This is a genomic window from Sulfitobacter delicatus (genome assembly GCF_900102535.1).
Taxonomy (GTDB): Bacteria; Pseudomonadota; Alphaproteobacteria; order Rhodobacterales; family Rhodobacteraceae; genus Sulfitobacter; species Sulfitobacter delicatus.
On sequence record NZ_FNBP01000003.1, the window covers coordinates 74,360 to 91,379 of the forward strand.

Annotated in this window: 18 protein-coding genes and 1 other RNA gene; 12 read left to right on the forward strand and 7 right to left on the reverse strand. The window is 62.3% G+C overall.

From position 1 onward, the window contains the following. The first annotated feature begins 37 nt into the window (after positions 1-37). The 6 genes from BLS57_RS06735 to BLS57_RS06760 all read left to right on the forward strand — a co-directional run bounded on the left by BLS57_RS06735 (position 38) and on the right by BLS57_RS06760 (position 5,920). Positions 38-346: a hypothetical protein gene (locus BLS57_RS06735; protein ID WP_208597529.1), complete on the forward strand. Its 309-nt coding sequence runs from the start codon at positions 38-40 to the stop codon at positions 344-346. A gap of 112 nt (positions 347-458) precedes the next feature. Continuing rightward, positions 459-2,450 carry a DNA primase gene (gene dnaG / locus BLS57_RS06740; protein WP_093740519.1) on the forward strand — a complete coding sequence of 664 codons (1,992 nt, stop codon included), beginning with the start codon at positions 459-461 and terminating at the stop codon, positions 2,448-2,450. Positions 2,451-2,598: 148 nt separating this feature from the next. Next, positions 2,599-4,581 (forward strand): RNA polymerase sigma factor RpoD, encoded by a 1,983-nt coding sequence (gene rpoD, locus BLS57_RS06745; protein ID WP_093741187.1) that lies wholly within the window; start codon positions 2,599-2,601, stop codon positions 4,579-4,581. A gap of 106 nt (positions 4,582-4,687) precedes the next feature. Continuing rightward, complete coding sequence (locus BLS57_RS06750; RefSeq protein ID WP_093740521.1) at positions 4,688-5,098, forward strand: hypothetical protein; 411 nt, start codon at positions 4,688-4,690, stop codon at positions 5,096-5,098. 3 nt (positions 5,099-5,101) lie between these two features. Then, entirely contained in the window at positions 5,102-5,503 is a 402-nt protein-coding gene (locus BLS57_RS06755; protein ID WP_093740523.1) for a hypothetical protein, read from the forward strand. Then, complete coding sequence (locus BLS57_RS06760) at positions 5,504-5,920, forward strand: secondary thiamine-phosphate synthase enzyme YjbQ (RefSeq protein WP_093740525.1); 417 nt, start codon at positions 5,504-5,506, stop codon at positions 5,918-5,920. A gap of 18 nt (positions 5,921-5,938) precedes the next feature. Here BLS57_RS06760 and BLS57_RS06765 read toward each other — a convergent pair whose 3' ends face one another. Then, positions 5,939-6,610 (reverse strand): SDR family oxidoreductase, encoded by a 672-nt coding sequence (locus BLS57_RS06765; RefSeq protein WP_093740527.1) that lies wholly within the window; start codon positions 6,608-6,610, stop codon positions 5,939-5,941. A 185-nt stretch (positions 6,611-6,795) separates the two neighbouring features. Here BLS57_RS06765 and nrdR point away from each other — a divergent pair, with 185 nt between their 5' ends. Together nrdR and ribD are read left to right on the forward strand one after the other, a co-directional pair. Next, a complete protein-coding gene (nrdR, locus tag BLS57_RS06770; protein ID WP_093740529.1) occupies positions 6,796-7,263 on the forward strand; it encodes a transcriptional regulator NrdR in 468 nt (155 codons plus the stop codon). An 8-nt stretch (positions 7,264-7,271) separates the two neighbouring features. Further along, complete coding sequence (gene ribD, locus BLS57_RS06775) at positions 7,272-8,369, forward strand: bifunctional diaminohydroxyphosphoribosylaminopyrimidine deaminase/5-amino-6-(5-phosphoribosylamino)uracil reductase RibD (RefSeq protein WP_093740531.1); 1,098 nt, start codon at positions 7,272-7,274, stop codon at positions 8,367-8,369. Here the strand turns inward: ribD and BLS57_RS06780 are convergent, their stop codons facing one another. From BLS57_RS06780 to BLS57_RS06790, 3 genes are all read right to left on the reverse strand, one after another. Further along, the gene (locus BLS57_RS06780; RefSeq protein ID WP_093740533.1) at positions 8,370-10,394 is read right to left on the reverse strand and encodes a capsular polysaccharide biosynthesis protein; all 2,025 of its coding nucleotides are present in this window, start codon (positions 10,392-10,394) and stop codon (positions 8,370-8,372) included. Positions 10,395-10,403: 9 nt separating this feature from the next. Then, positions 10,404-11,534 (reverse strand): polysaccharide biosynthesis/export family protein, encoded by a 1,131-nt coding sequence (locus BLS57_RS06785; RefSeq protein ID WP_208597530.1) that lies wholly within the window; start codon positions 11,532-11,534, stop codon positions 10,404-10,406. 114 nt (positions 11,535-11,648) lie between these two features. After that, positions 11,649-12,941, reverse strand: a complete 1,293-nt coding sequence (locus BLS57_RS06790) for a capsule biosynthesis protein (RefSeq protein WP_093740535.1) — start codon at positions 12,939-12,941, stop codon at positions 11,649-11,651. 130 nt (positions 12,942-13,071) lie between these two features. Between BLS57_RS06790 and BLS57_RS06795 the strand changes: the two genes are divergently transcribed. The 4 genes from BLS57_RS06795 to nusB all read left to right on the forward strand — a co-directional run bounded on the left by BLS57_RS06795 (position 13,072) and on the right by nusB (position 15,895). Then, positions 13,072-13,659, forward strand: a complete 588-nt coding sequence (locus tag BLS57_RS06795; RefSeq protein ID WP_093740537.1) for a riboflavin synthase — start codon at positions 13,072-13,074, stop codon at positions 13,657-13,659. A gap of 82 nt (positions 13,660-13,741) precedes the next feature. Then, positions 13,742-14,866, forward strand: a complete 1,125-nt coding sequence (ribB, locus tag BLS57_RS06800) for a 3,4-dihydroxy-2-butanone-4-phosphate synthase (RefSeq protein WP_093740539.1) — start codon at positions 13,742-13,744, stop codon at positions 14,864-14,866. A gap of 4 nt (positions 14,867-14,870) precedes the next feature. After that, positions 14,871-15,422, forward strand: coding sequence for a 6,7-dimethyl-8-ribityllumazine synthase (locus tag BLS57_RS06805; RefSeq protein WP_093740541.1), 552 nt, complete (start codon positions 14,871-14,873; stop codon positions 15,420-15,422). Beyond that, positions 15,419-15,895, forward strand: a complete 477-nt coding sequence (gene nusB / locus BLS57_RS06810; RefSeq protein WP_093740543.1) for a transcription antitermination factor NusB — start codon at positions 15,419-15,421, stop codon at positions 15,893-15,895. The genes BLS57_RS06805 and nusB overlap by 4 nt, the downstream gene beginning before the upstream one ends. 154 nt (positions 15,896-16,049) lie before the next feature. Here nusB and ssrS read toward each other — a convergent pair. From ssrS to BLS57_RS06825, 3 genes are all read right to left on the reverse strand, one after another. Next, a non-coding RNA gene (gene ssrS, locus BLS57_RS06815) (6S RNA) lies at positions 16,050-16,204 on the reverse strand. A 42-nt stretch (positions 16,205-16,246) separates the two neighbouring features. Next, positions 16,247-16,669 carry an SRPBCC family protein gene (locus BLS57_RS06820; RefSeq protein ID WP_093740545.1) on the reverse strand — a complete coding sequence of 141 codons (423 nt, stop codon included), beginning with the start codon at positions 16,667-16,669 and terminating at the stop codon, positions 16,247-16,249. After that, entirely contained in the window at positions 16,666-16,986 is a 321-nt protein-coding gene (locus BLS57_RS06825; RefSeq protein ID WP_093740547.1) for an ArsR/SmtB family transcription factor, read from the reverse strand. Before BLS57_RS06825 ends, BLS57_RS06820 begins: the two co-directional genes overlap by 4 nt. Between the last annotated feature and the right edge of the window lie 34 nt (positions 16,987-17,020).

Genomic DNA, 17,020 nt, shown 5'->3' on the forward strand with positions numbered 1-17,020 from the left:
GCCCGAATCCCCGTTTGGTAACCAACGGAGTAAGGATATGAACAAATCGATTTTCGCCGCTTTGGCCGCGATGAGCATGGCGGTCTCGGGCCCGGCGCTGGCAGCGTCCAAAAAAGAGACAAGCTGCACCCATCAAGCCGCCGTTGTGGCCGCCGTGCAGCAGGCGCGGCTGGACCGGGTGAAGGAACGTCAGGTGTCCGCGACGGTGCAGGCCAAGGCGACTTGGCCCGAGGATTTCAACACCGCGATCCCGCTGGTGACGCCTTGGGTCTACCAGATGAAAATGCGCGACGTGAAAAAGAACGATCTTGCCGCCGCGTGGAAGGAAATGTGCCTCGCGCAGTGACCCGTGAAGGCATGGAAGCGGGCGCACCAGCGGCCCGCTTCAACGCGCGTTTTGACGCCTGCTCGGCGCGGGCCTACTGGACTCTGATGGCCCGCGCCCGGTATATGAAGGCATGAGCCTGCCCCCCGGATTTTTAGAAGAACTGCGTGACCGCGCCAGCCTGTCTCAGGTGGTGGGGCGCAAGGTCATTTGGGACACCCGCAAGTCCAATCAGGGCAAGGGCGACATGTGGGCGCCGTGCCCTTTTCACCAGGAAAAATCCGCCAGCTTTCACGTCGATGACCGCAAAGGGTTCTATTACTGCTTTGGCTGCCACGCCAAAGGCGACGCGATCTCTTTCGTGCGCGAGACGGAGAATGTGAGCTTTATGGAGGCGGTGGAGATCATCGCCCGTGAGGTTGGCATGCCCGTCCCCAAGCAAGACCCACGCGCGCAGGCCAAGGCCGATAAGCGCACGCAACTGGCCGAGGTGATGGAACAGGCGGTGCAGTGGTTCCGCCTGCAACTGCGCACCGGGGCGGCGGGGGCGGCACGCGAATACCTGACCAAACGCGGCCTGTCTGAGCAGGCGCAGGCACATTGGGAGATCGGCTTTGCCCCCGACAGTTGGCAAGGGCTCTGGGATGCGCTTAAGGGCAAAGGGGTGGCGGATGAGCTGATCCTTGGCGCGGGGTTGGCCAAGCCGTCCTCCAAGGGCGGGCGGCCCTATGACACCTTTCGCGGGCGCATCATGTTCCCGATCCGGGATGCGCGGGGCCGGGCGATTGCCTTTGGCGGCCGTGCGATGGACCCGGAGGATAAGGCGAAATACCTCAATTCGCCTGAGACCGAACTTTTTGACAAGGGCCGCAGCCTCTACAACGTAAAAGACGCCCGTGCCGCTGCGGGGCGGGGGCAGCCGCTGATCGTGGCCGAAGGCTATATGGACGTGATCGCTCTGCATGGGGCCGGATTCGAGGGCGCCGTGGCGCCGCTTGGCACAGCGATCACCGAGAACCAGTTGCAGATGCTTTGGCGCATCGCGCCTGAACCGATCATCACGCTGGACGGAGACGTCGCCGGACAACGCGCCGCGCTGCGCCTCATTGATCTGGCCCTGCCGCTGTTAGAAGCGGGCCAAAGCCTGCGTTTCGCGGTGATGCCCGAAGGCCAAGACCCAGACGACCTGCTGCGCGCCCAAGGAGCCGGGGCCTTGCAAAAGCTGCTCGACAGCGCCCTGCCGATGGTTCGGCTGCTCTGGCAGCGCGAGACGGAGGGCAAGGTCTTTGACAGCCCCGAACGCAAGGCCGCGCTTGATAAGTCCCTGCGTGAAAAGATCAAACTGATCCGCGACCCGTCGATCCGCAGCCACTACGGACAAGAGATCAAAGATCTCCGTTGGGAACTGTTCCGCCCGCAAAAGCCGCGTGCCGAGTTTCGCCCCGTGGGAGGCAGGGGGCCGAGCAAAGGCGGTAAAGGTGGCAAGCCTGCTTGGGGCGGTCCGCAGGCCCCGCTGGCCAGCACCAAGGCTTCGGCGCTGGTTGCGATGGGGGACGATCAGGTGGGCATCTACCTGCGCGAAGCGGTGATCCTTGTGGCCCTGTGCAACTGCCCGACGTTGGTTGAAACCTTTGAGACGGGGCTGGAGGCCATGCCCTGCGCGGACCCCGATCACGCCCAGTTGCGCGATCTGCTGCTGCGCTATGGCCATGCCGGGGCAGAGGTCTTGAACGAGCAGATTTCCTATTCTCTCGGCTGGGAGGCTCTTGAAAACATGAAGGCGCAACGCCACGTTGCGATCACCCCCTGCATCCGCAAACCCGGCGACGTGGACATGACCCGCATGACCGTGGCCGAGGAACTGGCCAAGCTGGATGCCGCGCGGGGGCTGAATGAAGAGATCGCCGAGGCGGTCGAAGACTTGAGTGGCCCTGCGGATGAAGGTGTGACATGGCGGCTCAGCGAAGCCGCCCGCGCCGCCGATATGGCCAGCCGAAGCACCCAAGAAGAAAGCGGTGAGTTTGACCTCGGCGACAATGGCATGACGATGAGCCGAGAAGAACGCAGCGCCCTCGACGCGCTGCTGGGGACGATTAGATACGATAAGTCGAAAGGTCGCGAATGAAGCATCGAAATGAGCCTCTGCGTGTCCTTTTGGCCCGACTTGATGAAAATGCAGGGTATCGGGTTTAAGAATCACCCGGAACCCCGCATGATTCGGGAAACCGAATCACCTGCGGATGATTCGCGCTAACGCGCTGGAGGAGCATGAGATGGCTGCCAAAGATACGAACGACGACGCAAAGAGCAACGATTCCGAGGCCGGCCACTCGCTCGACATGAGCCAAGCCGCCGTGAAAAAGATGATCGGTGAGGCCCGCGAGAAGGGCTATATCACCTACGATCAGCTCAACACGGTGCTGCCGCCCGATCAGGTTAGCTCGGAACAGATCGAAGATGTGATGTCGATGCTGTCCGAAATGGGCATCAACATCATTGAGGACGAAGAGGCCGAAGAAGAAGAGAACAAAGGCTCGACCGAGGTTGCAACCACCGAGTCCAACCGCGATGTGGCACTGTCCTCTGGCACCTCCGAGAAGCTTGACCGCACCGATGACCCGGTCCGCATGTACCTGCGCGAGATGGGTTCGGTTGAACTGCTGAGCCGCGAGGGCGAGATCGCCATCGCCAAGCGCATCGAGGCGGGCCGGAACACGATGATCGCGGGGCTTTGCGAAAGCCCGCTGACCTTCCAAGCGATCACCATCTGGCGTGACGAACTTCTGTCCGAAGACATTCTGCTGCGCGACGTGATCGACCTCGAGGCGACATTCGGCACCCAGATGGGCGATGAGGAGGAGACCACACCTGTGGTTGCGCCGACCGCCGGGACCGAGACCAAAAGCGAAGAGAGCAAAACCGAGCTTGATGCCGACGGCAATCCGATCTCGACCGATGATGATGACGATGAGGACGAACAGGCCAACATGAGCCTTGCGGCCATGGAGGCGGCGCTGAAGCCTCAGGTGCTGGAAGCGCTCGACATCATCGCGGATGATTACGAAAAGCTTAGCGCGATGCAGGACAGCCGGATTTCGGCAACGCTGAACGAAGACGGGTCCTTCACCAAGGATCAAGAGGCGATGTACCAAAAGCTGCGGTCTGAGATCGTGCTCTTGGTCAATGAGTTGCACCTGCACAACAACCGTATCGAAGCCCTGATCGACCAGCTTTACGGCATCAACCGCCGCATCATGCAGATCGACAGCGCGATGGTGAAGCTTGCTGACCAAGCGCGCATCAACCGCAAGGAATTCGTCGACAACTATCGTGGTTATGAGCTTGATCCCAACTGGATGGAGCGGATGGCCGAGAAGTCCGGTCGCGGCTGGCAGATGTTCATCGAGCGCTCCAGCGACAAAGTCGAAGAACTGCGTGCCGATATGGCGCAGGTTGGTCAGTATGTTGGTCTGGATATCTCTGAATTCCGCCGCATCGTGCAGCAGGTTCAGAAGGGCGAAAAAGAAGCCCGTCAGGCCAAGAAAGAGATGGTCGAAGCGAACCTGCGCCTCGTGATTTCCATCGCCAAGAAGTACACGAACCGCGGGTTGCAATTCCTTGATCTTATTCAGGAAGGCAACATCGGCTTGATGAAGGCCGTAGACAAGTTCGAATACCGCCGCGGCTACAAATTCAGCACTTACGCGACATGGTGGATCCGTCAGGCAATCACCCGCTCGATCGCCGACCAAGCGCGCACCATCCGTATCCCGGTGCATATGATCGAGACGATTAACAAGCTGGTCCGCACTGGCCGCCAGATGCTGCACGAGATTGGCCGCGAGCCGACGCCCGAGGAACTGGCCGAGAAGCTGCAAATGCCGCTCGAAAAGGTCCGCAAGGTGATGAAGATCGCCAAAGAGCCGATCTCCCTCGAGACGCCGATTGGCGATGAGGAAGACAGCCAGCTGGGCGATTTCATCGAGGACAAGAACGCCGTTCTGCCGCTGGATTCCGCCATTCAGGAGAACCTGAAGGAAACTACGACCCGCGTGCTCTCCTCGCTCACCCCGCGTGAGGAGCGTGTCCTGCGGATGCGTTTCGGCATCGGCATGAACACCGACCATACGCTCGAAGAAGTTGGTCAGCAGTTCAGCGTGACCCGCGAACGTATCCGTCAGATCGAAGCCAAAGCGCTGCGCAAGCTCAAGCACCCGAGCCGCTCGCGCAAGCTACGCAGCTTCCTGGATCAATAAGACATAGCGCGGCTCTTCGGAGCCGCGCTATTCACTTGGGCTGACGCGTCTTTGACCTCGCCCCCGCCTGCGTTACATCCTCAGTATCCCTGTGAAAGGATATCCGATGCGCCGCTCTTTCATTCTGCTGACCTGTTTGCTGCTACCACTCCAAGCAGCCGCCCAAGCCTATCGCGCTGAAAACTGGCTGCTGGTCGTACCGCTTAACACCCATGACTTCGAAGTCATCGAAGACCGAGGCGAAGGCGCGCGGGGCATCTGGTGTGCAGCGGGCGAATTCGCACAGACTATGTTGGGCCTGCCGCGGGGCGAGCGGCTCTACGTCAAGACCCCGCGGGGGCCATCGGTTAGCGGTGTCGGACGCAGCGGCGTTGTTTTTACCACCGATCCAAGCCGGGTGAAGGCCGATCTGGGGAAGTCCTATTCCGTCACCGTCACGCGGGCCGGTGAAAACCTGCCCAGCCATCACGCGCGGCAGTTTTGCCGCGACCGTTTGATCGAATTAGAGGATCTCTGAGATATGAAACGCAATCTATGTCACAGCCTAATGGCGCTTGCCCTTATGGCCGCTCCGGCGATGGGGCAGAGCCTGCACCCTCAACACGATTTGCAGATCACCCCGGTTACAGACGGATTTCTAGTTGAGAATGACGGTGAGAACGGCGCGCGTGGGATGTGGTGTGCTGCGGGCGTACATGCCAAAGCAAGTGGGGCAGGCGCGCCCCAACAGCGCATCTATGTTGCGGAAGCCCGCACGCCCGGTCTTGGGCAGCGCGATCCAGTGAAATTCACGCTCGATCCCAGCGGTCTGACTCCGCAGTCTGTTCTCCTGATCGGTGCGTCGTTCCGACAGGCGGGCACGTCGATGTCGGTCCAACATGCGCTGAGCCTTTGTCATGCACTGCGCGGCAACGGGCGTTGAATGCAGACCTGCTTTTCGATCACGACCCGGGGCCAAGCGCTCTATGAGTTCACCGATGACGTCGCTGTATGGCTTGCGGGGCAGGGCGACGGGTTGCTGACCCTATTGGTGCGCCATACCTCCGCTTCATTGCTAATACAGGAAAACGCCGACCCTGACGTCCAGCGCGACCTCCGCGCCTATTTCGCCCGACTGGTGCCGCCCGCCGATGATCCGCAGATGTCTTACCTCACGCATGTGATGGAAGGGCCAGACGACATGCCCGCCCATATCAAAGCGGCTATGCTGCCCGTGAGCCTCAGCATCCCGGTAGCGCAAGGTCGGATGCTGCTCGGCACATGGCAGGGCATCTATCTGTTTGAGCACCGCGACGCCCCGCATCAGAGGCAGGTCGCGGCGCATTTCCGGCCCGACTGAGCGCCAGGCAAGCGGGGTTTATCCCGTCGGCATCAGATGGATCTCGCGCACGGCGGCACGGGCGGGGGATTCAAGCGCATGCATCACCGCCGCAGCAACATCTTCGGGTTGGAGCTTATCGGGCTTGGCCTCGTCAAAGAATTCCGTGTCGACCATCCCCGGAGAGACCACCATGCAGCGCCCGCCCCATTCGGCCATCTCATCGGCTAAGTTTCCCGCAAAACCGTGGATAAACCACTTCGTCGCGCCATAGATTGATCCTTGGATATGCACCCGCCCGGCGGCGGACCCGGTGACGACATATTGCCCGGTGGTCTTGCGCAGATGTGGCATGGCGGCATGGGCGGTGTAGAGCGCACCCATGATATTGAGGTCGACCATCGCTTTCCAATCCTGCGGATCGCCCTTTTCGGTGCCTGCGGGACTGGTGCCACGCCCGGCGTTGGCGAAGGCCGCGTCAACCTGACCGAAGTGTTGGGCAAGCTTGTCCAGCGCCTGTTTCTGCGCGTCATAGTCGGTGGCGTCGCCCACCAGCACCAGCGCCTGATCGCCGATCTCGGCAGCGAGGTCTTTCAGCTTGTCTTCGCTGCGTGCGAAAAGGCCGACGTTCCAGCCTGCTTTGGCGGCTGCGCGGGCGGTGGCGGCGCCGATCCCGCTGGAGGCGCCGGTGATGAAAAGTGTCTTGGTCATGGGATGCTCCGTTATACGTTCCAAGGTTTAACGCGAGCGGACATCGTTGGGTCCATGACACATATTTGAACGCAACATCTAGCTGTGGAAATCTTCTCTACCCAAAACCTCGCGGCTCCCCTATAAGTCTTGGCAAGAGGGCTGCGGGCCCCACAAGTGAGGCAGGATGAGAAGGGGGACGGCCCATGCGCTGCCCGTTTTGCGGAAATATCGACACCCAAGTGAAAGACAGCCGCCCGGCCGAGGACCATGTCTCAATCCGGCGCCGACGGTTCTGTCCTGCCTGTGGTGGCCGCTTCACAACCTATGAACGCGTGCAACTGCGTGATCTGGTGGTGATCAAATCCTCCGGCAAGCGCGAAGACTTTGACCGCGACAAGCTGGAACGCTCGATCCGTATCTCCATGCAGAAACGTCCGATCGATCCCGAGCGCATCGACCAGATGATTTCCGGCATCGTGCGGCGTTTGGAAAGCATGGGCGAAACCGACATCAGCTCCAAACATATCGGCGAGATCGTGATGGAGGCGCTGGCCCGGATCGACACTGTGGCCTATGTGCGTTTTGCGAGCGTTTACAAGAACTTCCAAGCCGCAGATGATTTCGACAAATTCGTGCAGGAACTGCGGCCCGACGCGCTGCCCGAAGGGTGAGCGGACGCGTGGATGACGCGCGCTTCATGGCGTTGGCGCTGTCTTTGGGGCGGCGCGGGCAGGGCAATGTCTGGCCCAACCCGGCGGTGGGCTGTGTTATCACGCAAGGCACGCGTATCGTTGGCCGGGGCTGGACTCAGCCCGGCGGGCGGCCCCACGCGGAGCCTCAGGCGCTAGCGCAGGCGGGCGCGGCGGCGAAGGGGGCCACGGTCTATGTCACACTGGAACCCTGCTCACATCACGGCAAAACACCCCCCTGCGCGCAGGCGCTGATTGACGCGGGCGTGGCGCGGGTGGTGATCGCCACGCAGGACGATGATGCGCGGGTGAACGGGCGCGGCATTGCGATGTTGCAGGCGGCGGGGATCGACGTTGCGGTCGGCGTCTGCGAGGCCAAGGCCCGCGCCGATCATGCGGGGTTTTTCTGCCGTACCGATCTGGGCCGGCCCATGTTGACGCTGAAGCTGGCGACTTCTTTTGACGGACGCATCGCCACCGGGACGGGCGAGAGCCAATGGATCACCGACGCCCCGGCGCGGCGGCTGACCCATGCAATGCGCAGCCGCCATGATGCGGTGATGGTGGGCGCTGGCACGGCGCGCAAGGACGACCCAAGCCTCACGGTGCGGGGGCTTGGCGTGGCCCATCAACCTGCCCGCGTTGTGGTCTCGCGCAGGTTGGATCTGCCGCTGATGGGGCAGTTGGCGCGGACGGCCTCTGATATTCCTTTGATCCTCTGCCATGGCAGCGACGCTGACCCATCGCTGGTGCGCACATGGTCCGACCTTGGCGCGACATTGCTGCCCTGTGCGGCGCGTGGCGCGCAGTTGGACCCGGTGGACGTGCTACGGCAGTTAGCCGCCCATGGGCTGACGCGTATTTTTTGCGAGGGCGGTAGCGCTTTGGCGGCATCGCTGATTGAGGCTGATCTAGTCGACCGTCTGGTGGGGTTCACCGCCGGTCTGGTCATCGGCGCCGAAGGGCTGCCGGGGATCGGGGCGCTTGGTCTGTCGCGTTTGGCCGAAGCACCGCGTTTCGCTTTGCAGTCGAGCCAGCGCATCGGGCCGGACTTGCTGCATGTCTGGCGCCGCAACGCCGATCTTTGATCACCGCCGCCAGAGGTGGCTTTGGCTGGCAAAGACGCCTTGAAGTTTCGACAGCAGCCGATTGCCCAGACCCGCGCGGGGCAGGGTGCCATTAGCAAGCCGTTCGACAACCACTTCGACGGGGCAAGGCAGGCCAGTGACCGGATCGCGGTAGCGCGGGTAGTCAATCAGCGCGCCATGCAACAGCCCCTCCAGCGTCACCTGCGCTCGGCGGCGGGGCGGGACGTCGCCCCGGTCTTCGGTCAGCCCCCAGCCCGCATAGAAGGGCGCGCCGAGGGTCACCACAGGCACGCCGCGCAGCAGCGCTTCAAAGCCGAGCAGGGATGTCATCGTCCAGACCGCATCGACCTCGCCAAGCAGTGCCATCGGGTCGGCGTGGCTGAGCACCATGTCGGCGTCCTGCGCCTCCGTCGCGCCGCGGCGGAGGCCCGCTTCGACATCGGGGTGCGGCTTGTAGAGGATCACGGCGTCAGGGTTGGCAGCGCGGGCGGCAGAGAGGAGTGCTGCGTTGGTTTGCACCTGATCGGTCCCGGTGAGGATCGAGGCGTCGTCTTCGACCTGTCCCGGCACAAGAATGCGGCGGCCGGGCGGGAGATCAGGGGCCGCGCCGCCGAGGTTGTATTTGCTGAGCCCCGCGCCGGTAAGCGCTTCGATCAGCGACTGGGCGCGGGTCTGTTGGTCGGGGCGCAGATCGGCGCGTTTCTCGATCCATTTTTCAAGTCGGCTTGGCACTTGGGGGTCATAGTAGATGCCCAGATCATCGCAAACCAGCGACAGCGGCGGCACCAGTGCTGCCCCCAGCCCCCGCGAGCGCAGGAACCCGTCTTCGACCCGCAGCGCGCCGCTTGGTCCGCTGTCTGACTTGCTGGCCCAGACCATCGCCCGCCGGGGCGCATTTGGCATCTCGGGCGTGCCTTTGCGAAAGCGGATCGGGGTGGGCTGGCCAAAGAACTGTTGCAACGGGCGGCGTTTCCACAGGCGCATGCCCCAAGCGTCCCAGCCCGCATGATCCTCGCGCCAAGCGCGGGCCTGCGCAGCGAGGGTGGTGAGGGCGGCCTCCAACTCACAAAGCTGGTCGCGGTAGGGGTCGTACCATGTCGGGTAGAGGATCATCGCGGCGGCGAAAAGCTGGGCGCGGGTCAGCACACGTTGGCGGCGTTGGACGGGGAATTCATCCGTCGTCAGCCCCCATCCGGCGTAGAAGGGCTGGCCAAAAACGCGGGGTTTGTGGCCTGCAAAGATCGCCTCAAAGCCCATTTGCGACGACACGGTATAGACGCCCACGGCCCCTTCAAAGAGCGCCCAAGGGCTGACCGGATCGCTGAGCAGAGTGATGCGGTCATTGGCGTCTTCGGGTCCGAAATGGCCGCTGCGAAAGCCTTGCGCGGTTTCGGGGTGGGTTTTTATAATGACCCGCGCGCCGGGGTGTTCTTCTTGGGCAAAGACCAGCATTTCGAGAAACCGCCCGCGGTCGGCTTTGGAGGCGGTGACCGAGGCATCATTGCGGGTTTGGTCGATCACCAGCACATAGCCGGGGGCGGGGGGCGGGGTGGTTGCGTCGAAGCCCGCATATTTCGTCAGATGATACTCGGCCAGCCGCGCCATGCCGCCGCGGGCGCGGTTCAAAAGGGCGGTGTCATCCAGAGGGTGCTCGGTCAGCAGCACTTCAAGGTCAGAGGGCTGGGTGGGGTCAAAGTGCGCGCCGCGGCTGTCGATCAAAAGGCCCAAGGGCGGCTCTCCGGCGCGGCCCGGATGCAGCGAGCGCAGCCAAGCGTCCTCGACCCGGATCACTGGCACCTCGCGTTTCGCCGCCACGGCCAGCCCGCGGTGCGCGGTGGGTGAATTGCCCCAGACCGCCACGGCATCATCAGGGCCGGGCAGGCCAAGGCGCAGGTCGTGGCCAGCCAGCTTCAGAATGCGCCGCAGCCGGGGCTGCGTCAGAAACCCGCCGTTATATACGAAAAGCCGCTGGCGCCTTTCGGGGCCAGCGGCGGGGTATTGATATGGGTCAGCTTCGAATGCCACCGCGGTGGTTCATTCGGTCAAGGAGGTGATGCTGTCCGCCGAGCCTGCGGTGCCGGTGATGGCCGAAATTACTTTGCTCCACTGGGTGAAGGGGGCTTCGGTTACATAGATTGTGTCGCCGTCGCGGATCACAAAGTCGCGGGCCATGAACATGCCGTTGGGCTTGGTCAGGTCGGTAACATAGACCATCCGCTGCGCGCCGGTCAGGTCATTCCGCCCCAAGACCTGCTCGGCCACTTCTTCGGGCTCATTACGGAACACAAAAACGCCGGTCGGATCAGCGGAGATCGGGCTCAGACCGCCGACCTGCGCGATGCCTTCGAGCAGCGACAGGTTCTGCGATGCAAATGGCACCTGCGCCTGTCCGCCGGTCGCGCCAAGGGCGGTGAAAGAGCGGGTGTCTTCCTCAACCAAGATGCGGTCGCCGGGGCGCAGCGCGATGTCGAGCTCAGGGTGGTCATAGAGGTCCTGGAACCAGATCTTGCCACGCTGGCCGCCACGGATGACGGTGACTTGCGCGATTTCCGGTACGATGGTCACACCGCCCGCACGGGCCAGCATGGCGGCGAGGGTGCGTGTGGGGCGCTCGATCGGATAGACGCCCTGCGCGCCGATGGAGCCGATCAGGGAAACGGTGGAGCCGTCACCTGCCGCACGGCGAACCTCGACCTGCGGGTCAGGCGTTTGCTCGCCCAGCTTGGTGGTGATGATCCGACGGATTGCTTCGGGCGTATTGCCTGCAGCACGGATGCGACCGGCGTAGGGGATAAAGATGAACCCGGCGCCGTCGACCTGCACTTCTTCGAGCATCGTGGCGGGAGCGCCCTCGACACCCAAGAGAGGGTCGTCGACGTTCTCATAGACGGTAATACCTAGGATATCGCCGGGCTGGATTGTGTCAGAGCCGACGCGGCCTGCGTTCTTGAAACTATCAGAAAAGCCGAGCGCGGGTGCCACGGCGGTGGCGCGGGTCACGCGGTCATTCACGGAAACGACAAAGGCATCGCCCTCGCGTTGCACGGAGCCTGCGTAGATCTGCCGTTTGTTAGGACCGACCTGCGGCAATCCGCAGGATGACACGACGGCCAAAGCCGCCAGAACTGCGATGGGACGTGCCCACCGGATGGATACGGATTTCACTGCCCGGTCTCCTCGACCTGATTATTCTGCCTCGAAATCGCCAATTATCATGACGTATTATTTCGCAACCTAGCGCAGGTTTTGGAAAAAAGCTACAGGGGCGAACGGGTTAACTCAGGTGACGACGCGCAACTGTTGCCGAGGGGCCGCGGTACCTTGCTCCAGCGCGTCATAGGGATCGTCCTCCGCCAGCATCATATCGACCACTTGGCGCAGCAATTGGCGACGCCCGCGTGCGGCGTAGAAACCGCCGGGAACCTGTGAGGTTTCAAGCAGATAGCGGCGGTAGTCTTTGTAAGCGCGGTTGTCGGGACGGCTGGCGGCGGCGAAGAACTCCGGCAGCGGTTGTTCTGAGACGAATTCCGGTTGCGAATATACCGCACTGCCAAAGACTTTGAGCGGGATGCCGCGCCAGAGCACCTGCTGGCCGGCAGTGGAGTTCACCGTCACCGCGCTGCGGGTGTCGTTCAGAAGCTGCGCCAGCTTGCCGCCGCGCACGAAATGCACGCGGTCTGAGATACCATGTTCGCGCGCCAAGCGCCGCACGTCGCGGCGGACAGGCACGCGGCCATCCTCCAGCGGGTGCGCCTTGATGACGAGGTGGTGGTGCTGGGGGGCGCCTGCGGCAAAGCCTTCGATCACCAGTTCAAGGAAATCGGCCATCGTGTCGAAGGGCGAATGCGATTGAAAAGCGGAGTCGTGTTCCAGTTGCAGCAGCGCCAGGTGATACGGAAAGCCGCCTAGCCGGATACGCAACGTCGCACGCAGCCGGTCGAGCGCCAGTACGGGCATTAGCAGCAGACGCTTGAGGTAGAGGCGGAACTCCTTAGTCACCGGGATGCTGCGGTGTGAGGTGAAGTTACGGTAGTCGCCGTTTCGGAACATCACGAACCAATGGTAAAGCGCGCCATAAAAGATGTGATGCCGCATATCGCCCCAATGGCCGGGGGGCAGGGGCGCTTCCATGTCCGAGCGCGCTAAAGCGGCCTGCATCTGCGGAATGGTCATCTCCATCAGCCGCGAATTGCCGTTGGAGCCGCCGCGTTCATAGGTCACCCAATAGGGCCGCATGTAGCCTTCCTCAAAGACATGCACGGTGATGCCGCGGCGCTTGGCCTCCGCCACCGCTTCGGCGTGGATCGGGCGGGTGTCGCCGTAAATTACGATGTCGGTGATTTTCTTCTCCATCAGCAACCCATTAAAGGTCGCAGGCCAGTCGGCGACCGTGCCGCGATAGGGAATGTAGGAGGCCGGATGGAACCAAAACGCCCGGTCGCCCGCATTGAACCCCACGCGCCAAACCTCAGCGCCCGCGCGGCGCAGCATCTTGCCCAGACTGTTAAAGAAGGGCCCATGTGGCCCCTGTAGAAACAGGAAGGTTCTGGTTTGGGCGTCAGTCGCGGTCATGCTCATCCTTTACTGTCGTATTACAATCGTTAACCACCATATAATCTGGGCGACAATGTGACGTGACCCGCTCTTGCCTGTGGCGGACGCCGGGTTTACCACTGCGCCGAACCAGTAAAGGAGCCTTCCCATGTTCACCGGCATCATCACCGACGTTGGCACAGTGACCAAGCTGGAGCAGGAAGGCGACCTGCGCGCACGTATTCAGACGGGCTATGACACCAGCGGCATTGATATGGGCGCTTCGATCGCGAGCGACGGGGTTTGCCTGACGGTCGTAGGGCTGGGTGACGATTGGTACGAGGTGCAGATCAGCGCTGAAACTGTGGCCAGGACCAATCTGGGCCAGCATTGGGCCGAAGGGCGGCGGGTGAACCTTGAGCGGGCGCTGAAGGTCGGCGACGAGTTGGGCGGGCATATCGTCTCGGGCCATGTCGATGGCGTGGCTGAGATCATCGACATGCAAGACGAGGGCGACAGCACCCGCGTAACCCTGCGTGCGCCCGAAAGTCTGGCGCGTTTCATCGCGCAAAAGGGCTCGGTGGCGCTGAATGGCACTTCGCTGACGGTGAATGACGTCAATGGCTGTGACTTTGGCATCAACTTCATCCCGCATACCAAGGAAGTGACCACTTGGGGCGATGCACGTGTCGGCGATGCGGTGAACCTCGAGATCGACACACTGGCGCGCTATGTGGCGCGGCTGAACGAGATGTAATCGCACGTGCCGTCGCGGCGTGGCTCTGGCCAAGCGGCGCTGGCCAAGCTATGAGCCGGGCAACAGTTAGATGGGACAGCCGATGCAATTTGACACACCCGGACCGGTCGAGACAGGGCTGAGCGACGCCATTTCGCCGATCGAAGAGATCATCGAAGAGGCCCGCGCAGGCCGCATGTATATCCTTGTGGACCATGAAGACCGCGAGAACGAAGGCGATCTGGTGATCCCGGCGCAGTTTGCGGATGCGGCTGCGATCAACTTCATGGCGACCCATGGGCGCGGGTTGATCTGTCTGCCGATGACCTCGGCGCGGATCGATCATCTGGGCCTGCCGATGATGGCGGTGAACAATTCCTCGCGCCATGAGACGGCCTTTACCGTCAGCATCGAGGCCCGCGAAGGTGTGAGCACCGGCATTTCGGCGGCGGACCGCGCCTTGACCGTGGCGGTGGCAATCTCTGAGCAAGCCGGTTCGGCCGATATTGCCACGCCGGGCCATGTCTTCCCGCTGCGCGCGCGCGATGGTGGCGTGCTGGTACGGGCCGGGCATACTGAAGCCTCGGTCGATATTTCCCGGCTGGCGGGGCTGCATCCTTCGGGCGTGATCTGTGAGATCATGAAAGACGACGGCGAAATGGCGCGTCTGCCTGATCTGGTGGAGTTTGCCGCCGAGCACGGGCTGAAGATCGGCACCATCAGCGACCTCATCACCTACCGCCACAAGCATGACAACCTGCTCAGCGAGCGCGACAGCCGCACCGTGACCTCGGCCTATGGCGGCGACTGGCAGATGCGGGTCTTCTCGGATGAGATCACCGGCACCGACCATGTGGTGCTGACCAAGGGCGACATTTCGACGCCCGAGCCGGTGCTTATCCGTACCCATGCGATCAATGCGCTCGAAGACATCTTGGGCCTTGGCCCCAGCCCCGCGGATGAGTTGCCCCGCGCGATGCAGATCATCGCCGAAGAGGGCCGGGGCGCTGTGGTGCTGTTCCGCGACCCTTACCCGCGTCTGCGGCTGGATGCCGAAGACGACGACCGCCCGCGCACCATCAAGCGCACGGGCCTTGGCGCGCAGATCCTGTCGTCCATGGGCCTGCATGAGTTGGTCCTGCTGACCGACAATCCCGACACGCGCTATCTGGGCCTTGATGCCTATGCGCTGGAAATTGTGGGCACCCGGCCCATCACCACGGAGTAACCCCATGGCCTCTGCCGAAGAACACACCATCCTGCCGCGCCCGGACTTTGATGAGCCGGTGAAGCTGCTGATCGTTGTCTCGCCTTACTATTCGGACATCGCAAACGGCCTGCTGACTGGCGCCAAGGCCGAGATCGAGGCGGCAGGTGGCAGCTATGAGGTCGTCGAGATGCCCGGCGCGCTGGAGATTCCCACCGCCATCGGCATCTCCGACCGGCACAGCAATTTCGATGGCTATGTCGCCCTCGGCTGCGTGATCCGCGGCGAGACCACGCATTACGAGACGGTCTGCAACGACAGCAGCCGTGCCTTGCAACTGCTTGGCCTGCAAGGGCTTTGCATCGGCAACGGCATCCTGACGGTCGAGAACAAGAAACAAGCCGAGGTCCGGGCCGACCCCGAGGGGCAAAACAAAGGTGGCGGCGCGGCGGCTGCGGCCTTGCATCTTATCGCGCTCGCTCGTAAATGGGGCCGCCAGAGCAAGGGCATCGGGTTCAAGCCATTCGGGCAGGACACTTTGATGGCCGGCGACACGGACGGATCAAACATCGCATGACCAGCAACGCGCTTTCGGGCAATCAGAAACGTAAGATGAAGTCGGCCTCGCGGCTCTATGCCGTGCAGGCGCTGTTCCAGATGGAGCATTCCGCGCTGACGGTGGATGTGGTGCGCCACGAATTCATCGACCACCGTTTTGGCGCCGTCTATGAGGGCGATGAGATGCAAGAGGGCGATGTCGATCACTTTTCGCGCGTGCTCGAAGAAGCGGTGAACTATCAGGCCCCGATCGACCAGATGGCCAACCGCGCCATTGTCGCCAAATGGGCCATCGCCCGGATCGACCCGACCTTGCGCGCATTGTTCCGTGCTGCGGGCGCCGAATTCCGCCACGAGGAAACCCCGCCGCGTGTTGTCATCAAAGAATATGTCGACGTAGCCCATGCGTTCTTTCCAGACGGGCGCGAGCCGGGCTTTGTGAACGCGGTGCTCGACCATATGGCCCGTGAGGCGCGCCCAGAAGCCTTTTGATCGAGCGACCTGCTTAGGTCACGAAATGCGCGCGGTCCCATGACATGGGCCGCGCTTTTTTGTTGTTAGTGTAAAGTCGAAGTGACCCGGTCGCGCATTTAAGCACCTGCCCTGACAGGCAGCGAAACTGATCGTAAAATGGCTGGGGGAAGTGACGGGAACCACACCTGCCGTTGCTGTTTTATATTCCCGAGGACCTGTATGTACAGGTGGGCGCCAGGTAACCGAACCAGGGCTCGGACAGAGCCAACTCCCTCGGATTTGCTTAAGGCCACTGGAATGTAACGTTCACGTGCAGGGCAGAACCCGTCGACCCCCGATGTAGGGGCCAAGGGGGTCTGCGGCAAGAGGTCAGTCGGTGTTTTCGTGCAGCGCATCGCGCAATTGTCCCAAGTGGCTGTCCCAGCCTTTGTCGAGCGCCAGTGTCAGGCCAAAGGCGGCTTCGCCCGCGGGCAGGCCTTCGTGCTCCAGCGACAAGCGGGTGCCGCCCGGGACGGCGTCCAATGTCCATTTCACCACACTCTCAGCGCCGTTCATCGGTTTAATGGTAAAGCTGTATTCTAGATACGCTGGCGCCTGCGCCTTGCGCACCTCGCCCCAGACCAGCCGGTCGCCGCTGTCATTGCCGTAAAGCGCCAGTTCTTCGCCTTCCTGCAGCGCGGCTTTGGGGGCGTGGAACCATTTACCGATCTTGTCGGGCTGGGTCAGATAGGCCCAGACGTCCTCGCGGCTGGCTTGCAGAAAGATGGTTTTGCGCAGGGTGTTGTCAGTCATGTTTTGTCCTTTTCGATAGCGGTTTTCAGGGCGTCGAGGCGGGCGTCCCAGAAGCTGTCGAAATATTCGATCCAGCTGAGGACGGGGGCAAAGCCTTGGGGGTTAATGCGGTTGACCTTCTCGCGGCCGCGGGCGCTGACGCTGATCAGTCCGCCCTCGCTGAGCACAGTCAGGTGCTTTTTCACGGCGGCGCGTGTCATGTCGAAATGGCCCGCAACTTCGGCGATGGTCAGGTCGTCGTGGCGCAGCAGTTTGAGGATCTCGCGCCGCGTGGGGTCGGCGAGGGCGCGGAAGCAGGGTTGAGAGAGATCGGTCATGCGGCGGCCTATGCGATACCTTTTGGTATCACAA